General features: G+C 64.4%; 19 protein-coding genes and 3 tRNA genes. 9 read left to right on the forward strand and 13 right to left on the reverse strand.

Annotated features, from left to right (window positions below; all coding sequences use genetic code 11):
* Positions 1–35: 35 nt before the first annotated feature.
* A complete protein-coding gene (locus ACXAGF_RS08705) occupies positions 36–1,154 on the forward strand; it encodes a glycosyltransferase family 2 protein (protein ID WP_475016156.1) in 1,119 nt (372 codons plus the stop codon).
* A 147-nt stretch (positions 1,155–1,301) separates the two neighbouring features.
* On the opposite strand, the gene ACXAGF_RS08710 is transcribed toward ACXAGF_RS08705, so the two are convergent.
* The 3 genes from ACXAGF_RS08710 to ACXAGF_RS08720 all read right to left on the reverse strand — a co-directional run bounded on the left by ACXAGF_RS08710 (position 1,302) and on the right by ACXAGF_RS08720 (position 3,581).
* Positions 1,302–1,386: transfer RNA gene (locus tag ACXAGF_RS08710), tRNA-Leu, on the reverse strand.
* An 85-nt stretch (positions 1,387–1,471) separates the two neighbouring features.
* The gene (locus ACXAGF_RS08715; protein WP_475016158.1) at positions 1,472–2,056 is read right to left on the reverse strand and encodes a hypothetical protein; all 585 of its coding nucleotides are present in this window, start codon (positions 2,054–2,056) and stop codon (positions 1,472–1,474) included.
* A gap of 70 nt (positions 2,057–2,126) precedes the next feature.
* A complete protein-coding gene (locus ACXAGF_RS08720; protein WP_475016160.1) occupies positions 2,127–3,581 on the reverse strand; it encodes a TrkH family potassium uptake protein in 1,455 nt (484 codons plus the stop codon).
* Positions 3,582–3,699: 118 nt separating this feature from the next.
* Here ACXAGF_RS08720 and ilvA point away from each other — a divergent pair, with 118 nt between their 5' ends.
* The 3 genes from ilvA (at position 3,700) to ACXAGF_RS08735 (ending at position 6,742) form a co-directional block, all read left to right on the forward strand.
* The gene (gene ilvA, locus ACXAGF_RS08725; protein ID WP_475016162.1) at positions 3,700–4,947 is read left to right on the forward strand and encodes a threonine ammonia-lyase; all 1,248 of its coding nucleotides are present in this window, start codon (positions 3,700–3,702) and stop codon (positions 4,945–4,947) included.
* A 51-nt stretch (positions 4,948–4,998) separates the two neighbouring features.
* Complete coding sequence (locus tag ACXAGF_RS08730; protein WP_475016164.1) at positions 4,999–5,313, forward strand: HlyU family transcriptional regulator; 315 nt, start codon at positions 4,999–5,001, stop codon at positions 5,311–5,313.
* 139 nt (positions 5,314–5,452) lie between these two features.
* Complete coding sequence (locus ACXAGF_RS08735) at positions 5,453–6,742, forward strand: GGDEF domain-containing protein (RefSeq protein WP_475016166.1); 1,290 nt, start codon at positions 5,453–5,455, stop codon at positions 6,740–6,742.
* Here the strand turns inward: ACXAGF_RS08735 and ACXAGF_RS08740 are convergent.
* Positions 6,704–7,165, reverse strand: a complete 462-nt coding sequence (locus ACXAGF_RS08740) for an Lrp/AsnC family transcriptional regulator (RefSeq protein ID WP_475016168.1) — start codon at positions 7,163–7,165, stop codon at positions 6,704–6,706. The genes ACXAGF_RS08735 and ACXAGF_RS08740 overlap by 39 nt on opposite strands.
* Positions 7,166–7,331: 166 nt before the next feature.
* Here ACXAGF_RS08740 and ald point away from each other — a divergent pair, with 166 nt between their 5' ends.
* Positions 7,332–8,450, forward strand: coding sequence for an alanine dehydrogenase (gene ald, locus ACXAGF_RS08745; RefSeq protein WP_475016170.1), 1,119 nt, complete (start codon positions 7,332–7,334; stop codon positions 8,448–8,450).
* A gap of 63 nt (positions 8,451–8,513) precedes the next feature.
* On the opposite strand, the gene ACXAGF_RS08750 is transcribed toward ald, so the two are convergent.
* The 9 genes from ACXAGF_RS08750 to ACXAGF_RS08790 all read right to left on the reverse strand — a co-directional run bounded on the left by ACXAGF_RS08750 (position 8,514) and on the right by ACXAGF_RS08790 (position 15,536).
* The gene (locus ACXAGF_RS08750; RefSeq protein WP_475016172.1) at positions 8,514–8,978 is read right to left on the reverse strand and encodes a DUF1203 domain-containing protein; all 465 of its coding nucleotides are present in this window, start codon (positions 8,976–8,978) and stop codon (positions 8,514–8,516) included.
* 27 nt (positions 8,979–9,005) lie between these two features.
* Positions 9,006–10,085 carry a phosphotransferase gene (locus ACXAGF_RS08755; protein WP_475016174.1) on the reverse strand — a complete coding sequence of 360 codons (1,080 nt, stop codon included), beginning with the start codon at positions 10,083–10,085 and terminating at the stop codon, positions 9,006–9,008.
* A gap of 150 nt (positions 10,086–10,235) precedes the next feature.
* The gene (locus ACXAGF_RS08760; protein ID WP_475016176.1) at positions 10,236–10,802 is read right to left on the reverse strand and encodes a GNAT family N-acetyltransferase; all 567 of its coding nucleotides are present in this window, start codon (positions 10,800–10,802) and stop codon (positions 10,236–10,238) included.
* 2 nt (positions 10,803–10,804) lie between these two features.
* Positions 10,805–11,659: a 3-mercaptopyruvate sulfurtransferase gene (sseA, locus tag ACXAGF_RS08765; protein WP_475016178.1), complete on the reverse strand. Its 855-nt coding sequence runs from the start codon at positions 11,657–11,659 to the stop codon at positions 10,805–10,807.
* A 12-nt stretch (positions 11,660–11,671) separates the two neighbouring features.
* A complete protein-coding gene (locus ACXAGF_RS08770; RefSeq protein WP_475016180.1) occupies positions 11,672–12,415 on the reverse strand; it encodes an alanyl-tRNA editing protein in 744 nt (247 codons plus the stop codon).
* A 3-nt stretch (positions 12,416–12,418) separates the two neighbouring features.
* On the reverse strand, positions 12,419–13,459 hold the full coding sequence (locus ACXAGF_RS08775) for a cysteine synthase A (RefSeq protein ID WP_475016182.1): 1,041 nt from the start codon (positions 13,457–13,459) through the stop codon (positions 12,419–12,421).
* A gap of 129 nt (positions 13,460–13,588) precedes the next feature.
* Positions 13,589–15,049, reverse strand: a complete 1,461-nt coding sequence (locus tag ACXAGF_RS08780) for a cryptochrome/photolyase family protein (protein ID WP_475016184.1) — start codon at positions 15,047–15,049, stop codon at positions 13,589–13,591.
* A gap of 49 nt (positions 15,050–15,098) precedes the next feature.
* A complete protein-coding gene (locus ACXAGF_RS08785; protein ID WP_475016186.1) occupies positions 15,099–15,311 on the reverse strand; it encodes a hypothetical protein in 213 nt (70 codons plus the stop codon).
* A 150-nt stretch (positions 15,312–15,461) separates the two neighbouring features.
* Positions 15,462–15,536: transfer RNA gene (locus ACXAGF_RS08790), tRNA-Asn, on the reverse strand.
* Positions 15,537–15,701: 165 nt separating this feature from the next.
* On the opposite strand from ACXAGF_RS08790, the gene ACXAGF_RS08795 reads away from it, so the two are divergent.
* The 4 genes from ACXAGF_RS08795 (at position 15,702) to ACXAGF_RS08810 (ending at position 17,947) form a co-directional block, all read left to right on the forward strand.
* Complete coding sequence (locus ACXAGF_RS08795; RefSeq protein WP_475016187.1) at positions 15,702–15,986, forward strand: hypothetical protein; 285 nt, start codon at positions 15,702–15,704, stop codon at positions 15,984–15,986.
* A 102-nt stretch (positions 15,987–16,088) separates the two neighbouring features.
* Positions 16,089–16,162 (forward strand) — tRNA-Cys (locus ACXAGF_RS08800).
* A 519-nt stretch (positions 16,163–16,681) separates the two neighbouring features.
* Positions 16,682–17,416 carry a DUF1194 domain-containing protein gene (locus tag ACXAGF_RS08805; protein WP_475016189.1) on the forward strand — a complete coding sequence of 245 codons (735 nt, stop codon included), beginning with the start codon at positions 16,682–16,684 and terminating at the stop codon, positions 17,414–17,416.
* A 384-nt stretch (positions 17,417–17,800) separates the two neighbouring features.
* Positions 17,801–17,947 (forward strand): hypothetical protein, encoded by a 147-nt coding sequence (locus tag ACXAGF_RS08810; protein ID WP_475016190.1) that lies wholly within the window; start codon positions 17,801–17,803, stop codon positions 17,945–17,947.
* Positions 17,948–18,603 lie beyond the last annotated feature (656 nt).

The following is an 18,603-nucleotide window of genomic DNA, read 5'->3' on the forward strand; positions in this document are numbered from 1 at the left end:
GGCGTCTGGCCAGTGATGAGGACAAGGGGGCCGGTGTGCTGCTCGAGGCAATGCTCATTCAGGGATCCGGCGGACGCATTCACACCCGTCAGCCTCTTGGACGGGTGCCAACCGTCAGTGTGGTCGTTCCCTGCTACAATTACGGACGGTATCTGCGGCAATGCGTCGGCAGCGTTCTGGACAACCAGCCCGGACTTGAGGTCGAGGTCATTGTTGTCGACGATGCCTCAACAGACGATAGCCTGAGCATCGCAAGGTCTATTGCGGCGGAGGATCACCGTGTCCGTGTCATTGCGCATGGTTCGAATGCTGGTCATATTGCAACCTATAATGACGGCCTTGCAGCCGCGACTGGTGAATTTGTACTGCTGATTTCGGCAGATGACTGTGTTACGCCGAGGGCCCTGACCCGGGCGGCGGAACTGCTGGTGGCGCATCCTAACGTGGGGCTCGTCTACGGTCAGTCCATCGCATTCTATGGCACCCTCCCTCCGGCCCGCACCTGCGGCAATCGCTGGATCCTCTGGTCGGGCAATGATTGGCTCCGGACCCGCTGCATCTCCGGCTACAACGTTGTTGCATCACCGGAAGTGGTGATGCGTACGGCGCTGTTGCGCGAGTTCGGCGGATATCGGAACGATTTGCCGCATGCGGGAGATTTCGAGATGTGGCTTCGAACCGCGGCGAGGGCGGATATCGGCTATTTGATCGGCGTGGACCAGGCATACTATCGACAACACGCGAGCAACATGAACGTGAGGATGTTCGCGTCAGGGACGCCGAAAGGGCAGCTTATCGATCTCGAACAGAGATGGCTGTCCTTCGAAGCGGTCTTTTCGGGGGTCGGTGCCAGCGTTCGCAACAAGCCTGAACTTCACCGAATCGCACGGAGAACGCTAGCCGGTCATGCGCTTCTGCTGGCGAACTATGCCTATGCTAGGGGCATTCGTAGCTTTCCGATCGGGGCGGCCGAGGCATTGGCCAACAAGATCGACTGCGATATCGGCGCTAGCCGCATCGGCAGGGCGTTCAAGCGGCGCAAGCGGTTGGGAATGCTGCCACTGCCGCTGCATCCGTTGTGGGCCATCCCGGCGATTCTGTTTCGCCTGAAGGGGGCTGCTCGACGCTGGCGTCGAGATCGCGTTGGAATTTGAGCTGATTGCGGCCGGCATGGACTGTCGGTGACGTGCTGTCGGTTGCTTGGACAGGTAACGCAACGTCGCCGGCACCGACGAGTTCCCGGCCCCAGGTCCCACACCTGGTGCGCGAAGCTATCCGACCCTATTGAGAAAAAACAAACATGGTGCGGACGACGGGAATCGAACCCGTATGACCGAAGTCGAGGGATTTTAAGTCCCTTGCGTCTACCAGTTTCGCCACGTCCGCGTGGCTGCGTCGGTAGCGGAGGAGCGCTGTGCAATCAAGGGGCTGGCGCGATTTTGCAAGCGTTCGCCGGTGGTTTGTGCGGCGGTCACGGCGCGATCGAGAACGTCTGGTCCGAAAGCGCGACCGCGCCGCTGATGCCGTCGCGGAAGCGGTAGCGCAGCACGTAGTCGCCGGCCGGCGGGCCTTCCATGTTCAGCGTCAGCTTGGCGAAGACCTCCTGGTTGCGCACGAAGCCGCGGAAGGTGAAGGCGCCGAAGGCCTTCTTTTCGGCGAGCGTGTCGCCCTTGTTGTTGAGGAGTTCGAGATCGACGGTGAACTGCGCCTCGACCTTGCCGCCGTCGACCGGTCGCCAGCTCAGGCCGACCGGCTCGACGTAGGAGATCAGTGGCTCGCCGGGCTTGTAGACCGCAGTCGGGCGCGGCGTGTACATGCCATAGCCGTCCGGCGAATCGCTGACGAACGTGGCCTTGCCGATCGAGAACGGCAGTGTCGAGGCAAAGGCGCCGAACGCGTCGCGCACCGCATCGTGGGCGCCGACCGGATTGCCTTCGGTGGCGAGCTTTTCCGCGCGCGTTGCCGCATCCACCAGCGGCCCGGCGTCGGCGGGCAGGGCGCAGAGGCTGAGTGCGGTTGCAAGCGGCAGTGCGGATGCGAATGGCCTTGCTGGCATGCGGCCCCCTCGGTTCAACCCGGTGAAAGGATGCGCAGATGCCGACAGGCAGTCAAGGACGTGTCTGGGATCAGCTCTTCCAGAACAGCGGCGTCAGGACCACCAGCACCGTCAACACCTCGAGACGGCCGAGCAGCATCATCAGCGACAGGATGTAGAGCGACGCGTCGCCGAAGCTGGCGAAATTGCCGGCCGGGCCGACGACCGGACCGATGCCCGGGCCGACGTTGGACAGGGCGGTAACCACCGCCGAGATCGCCGTCTCCAGGTCGTGCCCCAGCGCCGAGAGCGCGATGCTGCCGAGCACCCACAGGAGCAGGTAGGTGCAGAAGAACAGGAAGATGGTGCGCTGCGTGTCCTGCTCGACGGTGATCTTGCCGTAGCGGACGGTGTGGATGCCGTTGGGATAGATCAGCTTGTACAGCCCCGCGCGGATCGAGTTGAAAATCACGATGAAGCGGTAGGCCTTGATCCCGCCGGCGGTGGAGCCGGAGCATCCGCCCATGAAGGTGGCAAAGAAGGCGAGGACGACAACGAACGGCCCCCAGAGCGTGTAGTCCTGGCTCGCAAATCCGGTGGTGGACAGGACGGAGGCCATGTTGAAGAACGCGTGGGTGATCGCGGCATGGAAATCGACGCCGTTGGCCAGGCGGTTCCAGATCGCGGCGGCGATCGAGAAGGCGACGACATAGGCGAGAAAGACGAAGATCTGCGGGTCGCGCAGTGCGTCGAGCCGGCCCCGGACGATGAACACGATCAGGATCGAGAACGGCAGGCTGCAGAGGACCATGTAAAATGTCCCGGCCCAGAGGATCGGCAGGCTGTTGAAGTAGCCGAACGAGGCGTCATGGGTCGAAAAGCCGCCGGTGGCGACCGTCGTCATGGCATGGTTGACGGCATCGAACCGGTCCATACCGAGCATCGAGTAGGTGATGGTGCACGCCAGCGTGATGCCCACATAGACGACGACGAAGGCGCGGGTGAAGGTGGCGATGCGGGCGAAGGGCTTTTCGTTCGTCTCGGACGATTCCATCTTGAAGAACGACATGCCGCCGACGCGCAGATAGGGCATCACGAACAGGCCCAGCGCAACGATGCCGATGCCGCCGAACCACTGCAGCAGCGACCGCCACAGCAAGATGCCCGGCGGGGCATTGTCGAGGCCGATGATGACGGTCGATCCGGTGGTGGTGATCGCCGATACCGATTCGAACAGCGCCTGGGAAAAATCGAGGTCGACCGTCGACAGCCACAGCGGGATGGCGCCGGTGAGCGAGAACACGGCCCACAGCAGGTTGACCAGCAGGAAGCCCATCTTCTTGTTGAACGGCGGCGGTCCGCCCTGGGTCGCTGCCGAGGTGATCAGCGACAGCCCGCCGACGACCGCGGCCGCGATCAGGAAGTTCTTCCAGTCGGGATGGCCGTAGTAGAGGTCGACTGCGACGGGAACCAGCATCGAAAGGGAAAGGTAGAGTGCGAAGGTCGCAGCGATGTTGATGGCGGACCGGTAGATCGTGGCGTTCAAGAGGCGTCTCGTTCGTAAATGGCGTTGCGCACGATCCGCAGGAAACGGGCGGGTGGCCTCCGCGGCTGCAATATGCAATAGCGGTTGGCACCGGCAAACTCAAGGACGGCAACAGGCCATGAAACAGGACGTCGAGCAGGCAACCCAAGCCCTGCGCACGCTTTTTCCGGAGACCCCGCTGCAGCTCAACGAGCACCTGAGCGCCCGCTACGGCGCGCAGGTCTACCTCAAGCGCGAGGATCTTTCGCCGGTCCGCTCCTACAAGATTCGCGGCGCGTTCAACTTCTTCCGCAAGGTCGTCGCCGGCGACGGCGCAACCAAGAGCTTCGTCTGCGCCTCGGCCGGCAACCACGCCCAGGGCTTTGCCTTCGTGTGCCGGCATTTCGGCGTCAGGGGCGTGGTCTTCATGCCGGTGACGACGCCGCAGCAGAAGATCGACAAGACGCGCACCTTCGGCGGCGAGTTCGTCGAGATCCGCCTCGTCGGCGACATCTTCGACCAGTGCTACCGCGCCGCCCAGGACCACGCGCGGGACGCCGGCGCCATCATGGTGCCGCCGTTCGACCATCCGGACATCATCGAGGGGCAGGCAACGGTGGCCGCGGAGACGATGGCGCAACTGGCCGGCGCCCAGCGCCCGGACCTGATCGTGCTGCCGGTCGGCGGCGGCGGGCTGGCGGCCGGCGTCACCGGCTACCTGGCCGACAGCGTTGCCGACGAATGCTTCCTGTTCTGCGAGCCGGAGGGGGCCCCGAGCCTGCGGCGCAGCCTGGAGGCGGGCGAGGTGATCACGCTCGACCAGGTCGACAACTTCGTCGACGGCGCCGCCGTCGGGCGGATCGGCGACCTCAACTTCGCGGCCCTGCGCAGGTTCGGGCCCGGCCAGGCGATGCTTTTGTCGGAGAACGCGATCTGCGTCACGATCGTCGACATGCTGAACGGGGAGGGCGTCGTGCTGGAGCCGGCCGGCGCCTTGGCGATCACCGCGCTCGAGGCACTCGGTCGCGACGGGCTCGAGGGCAAGACCGTGGTCGCAGTCGTCTCCGGCGGCAATTTCGATTTCGAACGGCTGCCGGACGTCAAGGAGCGCGCGATGCGCCACCGGGGGCTGAAGAAGTATTTCATCCTGCGCATGGCGCAGCGGCCGGGCGCCCTGCGCGACTTCCTCAATCTGCTCGGCCCCGAGGATGACATCTCCCGCTTCGAATACCTGAAGAAATCGGCGCGCAACTTCGGCTCGGTTCTGATCGGCATCGAAACGAAGAAGCCGGAGAACTTCGAGGTGCTGACGGAGGCGTTCGACCGCACCGGTCTGCGCTATCAGGACATCACCGACAACGAGATTCTGGCGAATCTCGTCATCTGAGCGGCGGTGAACAACCGTTGACAGGCCGGCACGCTGTGCTACCAGTCGATCATGGCATCGTTTCTTTCAAAGATTTTCGGCCGTTCCGGCAAGGATAACGGCTCCGCGGCAACGCCTGAGGAAAAGGAGGTCTACAACGACCTCGTGCTCGTGGCGACGCCGGTGGCGGAAGGATCGCAGTTTCGCCTCGCCGGCCGCATCGAGAAGCATGGTGGCGACGTCGTCCTCGTTCGCACCTTCATCCGGGCCGACCTCTTTTCCAGCCGTGACGACACCGTCGCGGCGGCGTTCCGCAAGGGCCGGCAGATCGCCGACCAGCATGGCCCCGCCCTGTTCTCCGACGGCGCCCCGAGCCGTCCGGTCTGAAGCGGCCGTTGCCGTTGCAGGCGGGCAGTAATCTGCCGAAAAAACCGCAGACGATCGGGCAATCGATCAAGTTTTAGGTACTTTTTTGTTGTGCCGCGCTAGTGTCGGGCCGGGTCGAATCGCGCTCACGGACTGGTCCATGGAATTCAACAATCTCGTGCTTCTGATGGCGGAGGCGGTCTTCTACTTCGCCTTCATGGTGGGACTGCTGCACCAGCGTCACCGCATCGGCATCGGCGCCTTCATCGTCGCCCTTGGCGTGATGCACTTTCTCGAGACCTACCTCGCTGCGGTCTTCTACGTGCCCTTGCCGTTCGGGGTGATCTCGCCCGGATCGTCCGTGCTGTTTGCCGGCAAGCTGATCATGATCCTGCTGCTCTACGTCAAGGAAGACGCGGCGATCGTGCGGGCGCCGATCTACGGCCTGCTCGCCGGAAACTTCCTGACCGTCGGCCTGGCGCTGATCCTGCGCTATCACGACACCGTCGGCGTCGTGCCGGGACGACTGGCCGACCTCGCCTTCATCGACGAGATGGGGTGGCTGATGCTCTGGGGCACGACGCTGCTCTACATCGATGCACTGGCGATCATCCTGCTCTACGAGCGGCTGGGCCGGCTGATGCGGCGCATGGTGTGGCTGCGATTCCTCGTCGCCGGCGCCGTCGTCCTGACCTTCGACCAGGTCGGCTTCTATGCGGCCCTCAGCTACCTGAATGCCGCGCCGGTGGAGGTGTTCTGGGGCGGCTGGATCGCAAAGATGCTGGCGGCCGTCGTGTTTTCCAGCCTGACGGCGGTCTATCTGCGCCTCTCGCGAATTTCCGCCATTCCCGTTTCGCCGCGGCCGATCGCCGACATCTTCAACGACCTGACTTTCCGCGAGCGCTACGAGGATCTCCTCGACCGGTCCGGCCGGGATGCGCTGACGGGGATGTTCGATCGCAGCCGGCTGGAATTCGAGGGGCCGCGGATCCTGCACGCCTCGGCCGAAGCGGATTCGGTCGTGAGCCTGATGATCATCGACGCCGACCATTTCAAGGCGATCAACGATCTGTTTGGGCATCTCGTCGGGGACCAGGTGTTGAAGGCGACCGCCGCGGCGCTGCAGGGCGGCATGCGTGCCAGCGACCGGGTTTACCGCTTCGGCGGCGAGGAATTCGTCGCGATCTGCGAGGGGCTGTCGCATGCCGATGCGCTTGCGCGCGCCGACCAGGTCCGGTGCGCTGTGGAGCAGAAGATCGCCCGCCCGGACGGCCGCCCGGTTACCGTCAGCATCGGCGTGGCCACCAGCGACAGCGATGGCGGCACGCTCAACGCACTGCTGTCTGCCGCCGATGCACGCCTCTACGCCGCCAAGCATGGCGGCCGCAATCGTGTCGTCGGTGCGCGAGCGTTAAACGCCGAGGTTCGGCCGGTCGATGATTTCGCGTAGCGCGAAGCTCGAGTTGATCTTCACGACGTGCGGCAGCGCCGACAGCCAGTCGCGGTGGATGCGCTCATAGTCGGCGAGGTCCTTGGCCGCGACCCGCAGGATATAGTCGTACTCGCCGGACATCAGGTAGCAGACCAGCACGTTGGGACAGAGTTTCACCGCCGCCTCGAACTCGGCCAGCGTCTTGGCGAACTGGCCGGAAAGCGAAATGTGCACGATGGCGATCATGGTGTAGTCGAGCGCCTTCTGCGACAGGTGCGCGTGATAACCGCTGATCACACCGCTCTTTTCGAGAATGTCGAGCCGGCGCGAGCAGGCCGACGGCGACAGGCCGACGCGCTCGGCCAGCTCGGCATTCGAGATCCGGCCGTGCTGCTGCAGGATACGCAGCATCGCAGTATCTATCGAATCAAGCGCGCCCATAGAACAATCCTTCGAAGTGTTGGAGAATTTGCGCAAGGATAGGCGAAAACTGCGCCGCTCTCCAGCAGTCTTTGCAAGGACATTGCGCGTCAGTTCTGGTCCAATTGTGCAAGGCCGCAGGAGTGGCGGACCATCATTGGCACTAGACAGAGAGAGGAACGCAAGAATGCGTGTCGGATGCCCGAAGGAAATCAAGAACCATGAATACCGGGTCGGCCTGACGCCGGGATCGGTACGCGAGTACGTGGCTCACGGACACGAAGTGATCGTCGAGACCAGAGCCGGCGCCGGGATCGGCGCCGATGACGACACCTACCGCGCCGCCGGCGCGAAGATCGTCGGTTCCGCCAAGGAAGTGTTTGAAAAGGCGGACATGGTCGTCAAGGTCAAGGAGCCGCAACCCGCCGAATGGGCGCAATTGCGTGACGGCCAGATTCTCTACACCTACCTGCATCTCGCGCCCGATCCGGACCAGACCGAGGGTCTTTTGAAGTCGGGCGTCACGGCGGTGGCTTACGAGACGGTGACGGACGACCGCGGCGGCCTGCCGCTGCTGGCGCCGATGTCCGAGGTCGCCGGGCGCCTCTCGATCCAGGCCGGCGCGACCGCGCTGCAGAAGGCCAATGGCGGCCGCGGCATCCTGCTCGGCGGCGTGCCGGGCGTGGTGCCGGCCAAGGTGGCGGTCATCGGCGGCGGCGTCGTCGGCCTGCATGCGGCCAAGATGGCGGCCGGCCTCGGTGCCGACATCACCATTCTTGATCGATCGATCCCGCGCCTGCGCCAGCTCGACGACATCTTCAACGGACGTGTCCATACCCGCTATTCCACCATCGACGCGCTGGAGGAGGAGGTGTTCACCGCCGATCTCGTCATCGGCGCCGTCCTGGTTCCGGGCGCCGCGGCGCCGAAGCTGGTCACGCGCGAGATGCTGTCGGGCATGAAGAAGGGCGCGGTCATCGTCGACGTGGCGATCGATCAGGGCGGCTGCTTCGAGACCTCCCATGCGACCACGCACTCCGAGCCGACCTACGAGGTCGACGGCGTGATCCACTACTGCGTGGCGAACATGCCGGGCGCCGTGCCGATCACCTCGGCGCAGGCCCTTAACAACGCCACCCTGCATCACGGCCTGCAACTGGCCGACAAGGGACTGAAGGCGATTGCCGAGGACCGCCACCTGCGCGCCGGACTGAACGTCCACCGCGGCCGCATAACCAACAGCGCGGTTGCCGAGGCCCTTGGCTACGAGGCTACCGCGCCGGAGTCTGCCCTCAACGTGGCCTGACCCTCGCCCCGGGACGACATGCAACCGAAGGGCCCGGAGTGCATCCGGGCCCTTCCTGTTAGGCTAGGCGCGTTCGATTCGGCACTGGTAGCAGTTGTTGCGGGCCGACCGCACGTGGACATAGGCGATGTCGGCGCGTCGCAGCAGTTCGCCTGCATAGCCCGGGATTTCTCGCGTCGGCGTCACCGCACCGGTGCCGTAGACGATGCGGTTCTCGGCGTCGTAGCCGCGGACAATGTAGTCACGGCTTTCCAGCATCGGCGGCAGGCCTTCGCCGGAAAAGGCCGGGCAGGCATCAGCGTGCAGGAAGATCGGTCCGGTCTCGGCATAGGGTTGAGGGGCGGGGAAGGGACGGTGGGCCAACGTCAGATAGGGCGCGCCGGCCTCGACCATGCCGAGGCAGTGGCGGCAGGGCACGCCCCCGCCATCCGAGACCCGGCGCTCGGGCCGCATGCCATAGGCATCGGCGCCGCCGTTCCAGAGTTCGGCTGCTTCTTCTGTCGGAATGGGACGGCAACGTATGGCCATGGGGTCCTCCTGCTGTGGCAGGCGGGATCATCGTCCTGACGGACGGTCGGCGACACCCGATTCTTGCGCCGGCGCTCGGTTCTGCTTGCGGAACCGCGCGTCGCACTGCTGCAGCAGGGCAAGCGGATCGGCCTGGGGGTCGGCCAGACAGAGCTCGATCATCGTGCGGGCGACATGGCCGTAATAGGCCTCGTTGCGTTGCGCCGCCCTGACGACGCCGACATCGGCCCGCAGCCGGCGTGCGATGGCCTCCTGCGCCGGACGGTGCGGCACCAGCCGGCCGAGGCCAAGCAGGCGCTCCCGACGGGCGACGTGGCGGAGCCGGTCCTGCCGGCCGAGCGCCAGCCGCGCAGCGGCGGCGAAGACGAGGTCGCGGCCATGGTCGGTCCATGTCTGCCGCAGTGGCGGCGAGCAGGTGCGCAAGTAGACCCGCAGCAGGGTCGCCCGCCGGTTTGGCAGGCGACAGAAGGGCCGCAGCAGGGTCGCCGCAAGTTCGATCCCGGCCACGTCATGGCCGAACAGTTCGTAGTCGATCAGACCCACCTTGTGGTCGTCGTCCTGGATGATGTTGTGGCTGAAAAGATCGCCGTGGACGAGTTGCGTCGCCGGAATGCGGCTCAGTCGCGTCAGGCTCTCGCGGATCCATTGCCGCTGCGCGTCGCTCAGTTGCGGTTCGCGCGCGAGATAGGCCGCGTGCGGCAACTCAAGGTGCCGTCGCTCGAACAGGGCGCGGCGCGGCGGGCCCTCCAGCGAATTCAGCCTCGCCATCGCGCGGGCCAGAGAGGCGAGGCCAATCCTGTTCGCGTTACGCGGCAGCAGCGGCTGGCCGGGCAGGTAGGACAGGGCGATCCAGTAGCCGTATCGGAGGTACTCCCCGACCGTCGAGGTGCGCGCGCAGATGGCCTGCACGGTGATGCCCGCTAGTGCGAGCCGTCGCACCGTGGCCTCGAAACGCTCCATCGTGCGCTTCCATCGGAACCGGTAGAGGACGTATTTCTGTCCGTCCAGCTCGACGATCCGCTTCCGGATGTTGAAGCGCCACTTCGTGTGCAGGACATGGGTGTCGCGGGCCAGCAGATCGCGGATGGTGGGGCGGGAATGATTCATGCGTTCGCGATCTGTCCTGGTCTCTCCGCGCCGGCCGTACAGGTCGGACTGGCGTCTATATGACGCAAACAAACCGCCGTTTCCAGTCGGGACAAGTCCGCAAGGATGCCTGTCAACGGTTCATGCGGAGACGCCCGGCGCCCTTGCCGTTCAGCTGCGACGGGCCAGTTCCAGCAGTTCCGCGTCCGAGAGCGGCTGAATGACGCCATCCCGCGTGCTCACCGGGGAAAAGCCGAACATCTGGTAGAGTTGCAGCGCCCGCGGGTGATCGAGGTTGTTGGTCGTCACGGTGAGGGCTTTCGGGTCGGAGGCCCAGGCCGCGTAAAGCGTCTGCAGCATGAACCATTTGCCAAGGCCCAACCCGAGGGCGTGCTCGAACAGGCCGAAATGGACGAGTTCGGTGGTATCCGCGTCCTGCTGGAACAATTCGAAGAATCCGGCGGGAGCGCCGTCGACATAGAGCACGGTGACGTTCGTGCGCTTGTCGTGCAGGATGTCAGACAGTACCCGATCGTCCATGCGCAGCCTGTCGACCCATTGCCAGCGCCGGCCGACCTGAGTGTAGAGGAAGCGGTAATATGCCGGCGGGATCCTCGGAACGCGCATGATCGCGGTCTGGATGTTGACCGGGACCGGCAGGCTCTGTTTCGGCGGCGCCGTCATGCGCAACTCGGTGATGTGGACCGCTACGGCGGCCGGCACGTTCTTGGCTGCCATGTTCAGTCTCGCCCTGTCACCACCGGCGTGTCGTCCCGGCTGCCCCACTCCGACCACGAGCCGTCATAGAGCGTGTTGTTCTGGTGTCCGAGCGAGTGCAGGGCCAGCGTGATGATCGCTGCGGTGATCCCGGAGCCGCAGGTGGTGACGACGGGACCATCGAGGGTGATGGCGGCGGCCTCGAAGGTCGCCCTCAGCGCATCCAGGTCCTTCAGTCGCCCGTCGACCGAGAAACTGCCGGACGGCAGGCTGTGGGCGCCGGGCATGTGTCCGGAGCGCATACCCGCCCTCGGTTCGGGTTCATCGCCGGCGAAGCGGCCGGCGCTCCTGGCGTCGGCGATCTGCCGCGCACCGGACGAGACGATCGCGTGCATTTGGTCGAAGGAGGTGACGGCGTCGGCATCGTACTGCGCGCGGAAGCGGCCCGGCGCCGGCTCCGGAAGGTCCGTTTCGAGGGGACGTCCGTCGCGCTTCCAGCCGTCGAGGCCGCCGTCCATGACGAAGACGCTCCTGGCTCCCATGGTGCGAAACAGCCACCAGGCGCGGGGCGCTGTGAAGATACCGGGGCCGTCATAGACTATGATCGTGTCGGTGTCGGAGATGCCGAGCTTCTCCACAGCGGCCGCGAAATCCTCGGGCGCGGGGATGCTGTGCGGAAGCCCCGTGGAATGGTCGGCGATCGCGTCGTGGTCGAAGAACACCGCGCCCGGGACATGCCCGGCGGCATACTCGGCCGCGCCGTTGCGGTCCTGGGCCGGCAGGTACCAGGACGCGTCGACGATCCTGACGCCCGGCGCGCCGAGCCGTTCCTGCACCCAGTCCGGCGTGACGACAAATTTGCTTTTGGCTGCGCTCACGAATGCTTCTCCTCAGGCGACGGGCGACGGCGATCCGAACCGGATGCGGAAGCGCCTGTTTTCCTTGCCCTTCTTTTCAATCTTCGCAATGTGGATGGCGCCGACCTCCTGCGTCTCGGACACATGCGTGCCACCGCAGGGCTGGCTGTCGATCGCCGAGTCCGCGCCGATGCAGACGAGGCTGACGCGGCCGAGCCCGATCGGCGGACGCACGTTCTTGGACTTAACAATGCCGGGATTGGCCGCAAGTTCCTCGTCGCTGATCCACTGGACGTAGACCGGGTGGTTCTCCGTCACCAGCCGCATCAGCCTCGCCGTCACCTCGTCGCGGTCGATCGTCTCGCTCATGTCGAAATCGACCCGGCTTTCGGTCTCGCCAACCGCCGCGCCGGTGATCGGGAAAGGGCAGACGACGGAAAGCAGATGACAGGCGGTGTGCATGCGCATCAGGCGGTAGCGCCGGGCCCAGTCGATGTGAAGCACCAGCGTCTCGCCGACCGAGGGCAGCACCGCGTTCGTCAGCGGACGGTGGATGACGATGTCCTTGGTCGGCCCGTGGACGGTGGGGCCAAGGTCGATGCGGCTGCCGTCGCTGCGTTCGAGGAAGCCGGTATCGCCGGGCTGCCCGCCAGATGTGGCGTAAAAGCAGGTCTGGTCGAACTCGATGCCGCCATCCTCGTGCACCGCCGTGACCACCGCCTCCGCCGTGGACAGATAGAAGTCGTCACGGAAGAGCGCGGTCACGGGTTTGGTCATGGATCAGTCGACTGCCTGGTAGGGGACTTTGACCCCCGATTTCCTGGTCAGCCACGCCGGAACCGGCAGGCCCTTCGAATCGAGGAAGTCCGGATTGAAGAGTTTGGACTGGTAGCGGTTACCATAGTCGCAGAGGATCGTCACGATCGTATGGCCGGGTCCCATGTCCTTTGCCAGGCGGATCGCGCCGGCGATGTTGATGCCGGTCGAGCCGCCGACGCAGATGCCCTCGTTCTCGATCAGATCGAAGACCAGCGGAACCGCTTCCGAATCCGGGATCTGGTAGGCATGGTCCGGCCGGAAGCCCTCGAGGTTTGCGGTGATCCGGCCCTGGCCGATGCCTTCGGTGATCGAGCTGCCCGACGACTTCAGTTCGCCGTGGGCATAGTAGTTGAACAGCGCCGCGCCGTCGGGGTCGGCGATGCCGATCCTGACGCCGGGGTTCTTCGCCCGTAGGCCTTGGGCCACACCGGCGAGCGTGCCGCCCGAGCCGACGGCACAGATGAAGCCGTCGACCTTGCCGTCGGTGTCGCGCCAGATTTCCGGCGCGGTCGTCTCGATGTGGGCGTCTCGATTGGCGACGTTGTCGAACTGGTTGGCCCAGATCGCGCCGTTCGGCTCCGTCTTCGCCAGTTCGTCGGCCAGCCTGCCGGACAGCTTCACGTAGTTGTTCGGGTTCTTGTAGGGCACCGCGGGAACCTCGACCAATTCGGCGCCGAGCAGCTTGAGCGCGTCCTTCTTCTCCTGGCTCTGCGTTTCGGGAATGACGATCACCGTCCGATAGCCGAGCGCCTGCGCAACCATGGCGAGGCCGATGCCGGTGTTGCCGGCGGTGCCCTCGACGATCACGCCGCCGGGGCGAAGCTGGCCGCCCCGTTCCGCCGCGCGGATGATCGACAGCGCCGCACGATCCTTCACCGATTGACCGGGATTGAGGAATTCCGCCTTGCCGAGGATGGTGCAGCCGGTTGCTTCGGATGCGCCTTTCAGCCGGATCAGCGGCGTGTTGCCGATTGCGTCCAACACTGAAGGGAGAATAGCCATGGCCCGCGTACCTCGTACTTTAACAGCTAGATTAGGCAGCGACTTTTCGGACCGCAAGCAATGGTTTGCAAGAAATGCTTTTCCTGCGGACCTCGGCGCCGTGGGATATTTTCGCGTTTGCACGGCGGCCTAGCGCGTGGCCTTGAGCACTCCGAAGGCTGCAAGCGCCCGCTCGCGCGCGGCGCGATGGTCGACGATCGGACGAGGATAGTCCTGCCCCAGTGCGACGCCGGCATCCCTCAGGACCGCGCCCGGTGCTTCGAAAGGACGGTGGATGTAATTGGCCGGCACGCGGGCGAGTTCCGGCACGAACGCCTTCACGTAGGCGCCGTCCGGGTCGAACTTCTCGCCCTGCAGAACCGGATTGAAGATGCGGAAGAAGGGTGCGGCGTCGGCTCCGCAGCCGGCCACCCACTGCCAGCTGGCAGCGTTCGAGGCGGGGTCGGCGTCGAGAAGCGTGTCACGGAACCAGGCTTCGCCGCGTCGCCAGTCGATCAGCAGGTCCTTGATCAGGAACGACGCGGCGACCATGCGCACCCGGTTGTGCATGTAGCCCGTTGTCCAGAGCTGGCGCATGCCGGCGTCGACGATCGGGTAGCCGGTCTGTCCGCGCGTCCAGGCGCGATAGCCCGCCTCGTCGTCGCGCCATCCAAGATCGTCGAAGCGGCTATCGAGGCTGGCAGCGGCGAGCCGGGGGTTGTGGAACAGCAGGTGATAGGAAAAGTCGCGCCACGCCAGCTCCTTGCGGAAGCTTACCGGTCCGCCCGCACCGATCTTAGCCGGAGACTGCCTTGCGGCATGCCAAGCCTGGGCCGGGGTGATCTCGCCGAACGCGAGGTGCGGCGACAGCCGAGAGGTGCCCGCTGTCGCCGGGAAGTCGCGCGTCGCCTCGTAGTCGCCGACCTGATCGGTGACGAATTCGACCAGACGCTCGTGTGCGGCTTTTTCGCCGGGTGTCCAGGTCCTGGCGAACCGGCTCGCCCAGTCCGGCTGTCGCGGTGGCAGGGCCCAGTCGTCCAACTGCTCGCTGTCCGGAAACCGGTTGGGGGCCGGAATGTGTGCCGGCGCCTCAATCGGCGTGTCGGGCTCGCCGCCGTCGGCCAGCGCCCGCCAGAACGGGGTGAAGACGCGGTACGGCGTGCCCGCTGTCGTTTTCAGGCGCGTCGGGTCGTGCAGCAACTGGCCGGCGAAACTGCGCACCTCGAGGCCGGCCTTGCCGAAGGCGTCCTTGACGGCGGTGTCGACCGCGATGCCGCCCGGATCGTGGCGGCGGTTCCAGTACAGGGCGCCGGCCTTCGTCTCCGCCACGATCGCCTCCAGCGTCGCCAGCGCCGGCCCGCGCCGCAGCACCAGCCGACTGCCGCGCGCGGCGAGCCGCCCGGACAGGTGAGACAGGGAAAGGTGCAGCCACCACGCTTGTGCCGCGCCATAGGGCAGGGCGTCGTCATTGCCTTCTTCCAGGATGAACAGCGGGATGACCGGGCGACCGCCGGCGGCGGCGGCCGCCAGGGCATGATTGTCGCCCAGGCGCAGGTCGCGCCTGAACCAGAGGATGGCGGGAGCATCGGACCGCGACCTGTTGCCAGTCATCGGCCGCCGGGTCTCTGGCGATTGCCGGGCCAGCGTCGGTCACCGAGCCTCAGCATTTGGAGTTCACGGGGTCGTCGGTTCCCCGCAGCAGCAGAAGCTGGTTCTCGGCGAGCGACTTGATCGCCTGGCACACCTGATCCTCGCTCCAGCCGGCCCGGACCGCTTGCAGGACCAGTTCCTGGAAGGCGGGGTCGATCGCCTGTTCGCAATCGATCAGTCGGTCCAGTCCGTCCGCTCCTGAGGGCATGTCATTGTCCGGCATGGCCTTTCCTCCTTACCTAAGAGGTAGCGCAGTCGGGTGTTTTTGACAGCCCGGAACTTCGGAGAACACAAGGCGCGAGCCAGGCGCCGTCCTGTGTACCGCCCGGAATCAGAAAGGGCCACGCCTTCGCCGCGCGGCCCTTCTTGAAACTGGCTCCCCGGGTCGGATTCGAACCGACGACCTATCGATTAACAGTCGAGTGCTCTACCGCTGAGCTACCAGGGATCAACCGCTCGCCGCGGTGTGAGTGGGCTTCTACAAATGCTTTTCCGATTTGCCAAGCGGTTTTTCAGAAAAAAACGCATCTTCCTTGATTGCGTGTGGAATAAGGGCCAGATGACAGCCTGGACGAACCGGAAAACCAGCATCCCTGAATTGCGGCGCACGCGGATGAAACCAAGAGAAACGGCGAAAACCCATTTCGGCATCGATCACCGCACCCGCGAACTCGTCGTCGGGCCGCTCCGTTGCAGGCTGCCGCGGTCGCGCATGGTGCGCACGCTTGTCGGCCTGCTGCTCGTCTTTCTCGGCCTGCTCGGATTCCTGCCCGTTCTCGGCTTCTGGATGATTCCGCTCGGACTGTTGGTGCTGTCGCACGATTCCCCCTTCATCCGCCGCCAGCGCCGCAAGCTTTCGGTCTGGTGGGCGACGCGCAGACTGCGACGCCGGGGATAATCGCGCGGCGGCGAGGAAAAGCGCGCTGCCGCGAAGAATGCCTCTTGCGTCTCTTTTGAATCCGTTCTAAACGCCCGGCACCACTCGCTTTTAAGCACGGACGGCCTCGTGGCGGAGTGGTTACGCAGAGGACTGCAAATCCTTGCACCCCGGTTCGATTCCGGGCGAGGCCTCCACTCAATTTCGAAAATGAAATCAATGCGGATAGCATGAGATGGCCGGTGAATATTCCGGCTCCGTGTCGCACGCATGTTGCAAGGGAACACCGGGTGTTTTCGAAGATCCCGTGCGGGGTCCGGCATGGTCCATGCGACATGGAATGCAACTTGGGAGGCCTTGAAGGCCCTGCAAGGGGATGCAAGCCGGATAGGCCTCACATCGGCCAGCGGCCCCTTTGATCTTCTTCGCCGTCCCGCAAACGAAGGCGGGCCCCGATATCATGCCTACGCCGGCCTTCAGGCACCGGAAAACCTCCCCGCTTTGAGCACAACGCCGCCCGAATATTAGGAAAAAGTGATTTTGAGGAGCCCTCATTTTGTGAGAGTGTGCTCGTCAAAATAATAACGATCGAATCTCCCATCCAATTCTGACTTCTTCGCGGGATGCGCAATCCGAGCGCTTCCCGATCCGATGTCCTTTTCGATTTTCCGCCCGGTTTTCTAGCGTTGATGGAATGTTCGGTAGGAGGGGTAGTAATGGGGCGGAACTCATTCCTGCGGCTAGTGGGAACGCTTGCAGCTTGTTTGCTCTGGGGATCGCAGACGCATGCGACCGACGTCGATGCAGCGGTCGTGTTCGCCGTCGACGTTTCCTCTTCGGTCGATCCGGAGACCGCCGACCTGCAGCGTTACGGACACGCCACGGCGCTCACTTCGCCGGATGTCATCAAAGCCATTGCCCGAAACTATCTCGGCTGCATCAGCGTGACCTATTTCGAATGGGCGAGTCCAGGGCAATTGAGCATCGTGCTGCCATGGACCAGAATCTGCCGGCGTGAAGATGCCGAAGCGGCCGCCATGGTGATCCAAGAGAAGGGAAACAATGGCACCGAGCGCAGGGGACGAGGCGGGACATCGATCTCTTCCGCCATCGACGTCGGATGCCTGCTCCTCGAGCAGTTGGGAAGTCAGGCTGAAAAGAAGGTGATCGACATCTCGGGCAATGGCGAGAACAATGACGGGATGTCCGTCTTGGAGAGCAGGCGGAGAGCAATCGTCAAAGGATACACGATCAACGCGATCGTCATACCAGCAAAAAATGAGAAGCCTCCCTATCCGTTGGCTTCCTATTTTGCCGACAACGTCATTGGGGGGCCCGGGGCCTTCGTGATGACGCCAACCGACAAAAGCGACTATGCCGCCGCTCTCCGTCGGAAATTGGTGACTGAGATAAGCCAGAACCTTGCGGCCTATTTCCGCGCAGAGAATTGACGGTGACTACTTTAGTCTTTTTCGCTCAACCATACCGGAATCGCGTATTCAGACCTTCCCGCAGCGTAGGCAGAGGGCTTTAACTGTGCCGACGCGTCCCCGCGAGCCGCTTTTTGCCACTCCCAGCCGTGGCACTCTTGACCCTGCCCGAATCCAACAGTGAATCGGACTTTGTTGACAGGCAATGTGTGGCGGCTTTTAACGGTACAAGTACCTTGGTCCTTTGCGGGCTCCAAGTCAGGATCGAGCCAGCAAGGGCTTGTCGAGCGCGGCGGCAGGCAGGTTGCTACGGGCCGCTATTGTGGGCGCAGCGATGGAGCGAATACCGGCTGACACGCAGATGATGAGCCCTGCCGTCCAGCGCCCGGATCTGGAGGAGACGCCATGAACGAGGGATCGGAACATCGTTCTGCCTATGAGCAGATCGTCGGTGAGAAAAGCAACACCAACGAGGGCCTTGCTCGCCTTCTGGCGGTTGTCGCAGCCTTCATCCTGGTGTTCGGGACGATCTTCTGGCTATTGATCGGCTAACACCCCACGGGCGGCTGCGCCAGCGCGATGGGAGACCAAGTGCGTTCGGCAGTCGAAGGGGGCGGTGCCGCGATGGGAGCCGTCTTGCTCGGGCAGGCAGACCGTGCCGGCCGTGCGGGGCAGCCGGACCTTGGGCAACCGCTCTATGGCCGACATCGACGCTACGGCGCCGAAATTGCCAGCACGAGAAGGGCGGCGGCCACCAGGGCGAGCATGGAGGTCAGTGTGAGGACGACGGCGCCGGTGGCCGAAATTGAGCGCATAAGGCTAGCTCCAGGGCAAAAAGGATCGGCCGGTGCCATACAGGCGTCGTGTGACAACTAGACAAAGGTGCATGTGCATTTCCCCCCGTGCGCCGTCAAACATTGGACGCGCCGACGCGCTTCCACCAAATTGCTGCGTCCACACAGGCTTGCGCAAAACGCGCTTCCGGGACGATCATGCCCGCGTTGGCGGTTCCACAGGTCCCCTAAATGCCCCTCCCGCATTGACCGCCGCGTGATGCACGGGTGCCTCCGCCCCAGAGGCACGCCCGAGCTCCAACTGACCCGCTTCGGCGGGTTTCTTTTTGCGGCGGCGTCGAGGCTGGCTCGCCTCCGTCCTTGGCTGGATCCTTACGTCCAACGGCTAGCTTGCAAGGGCGTCGACGATCGGGT

Source organism: Mycoplana sp. ABR4_002, from assembly GCF_056159645.1.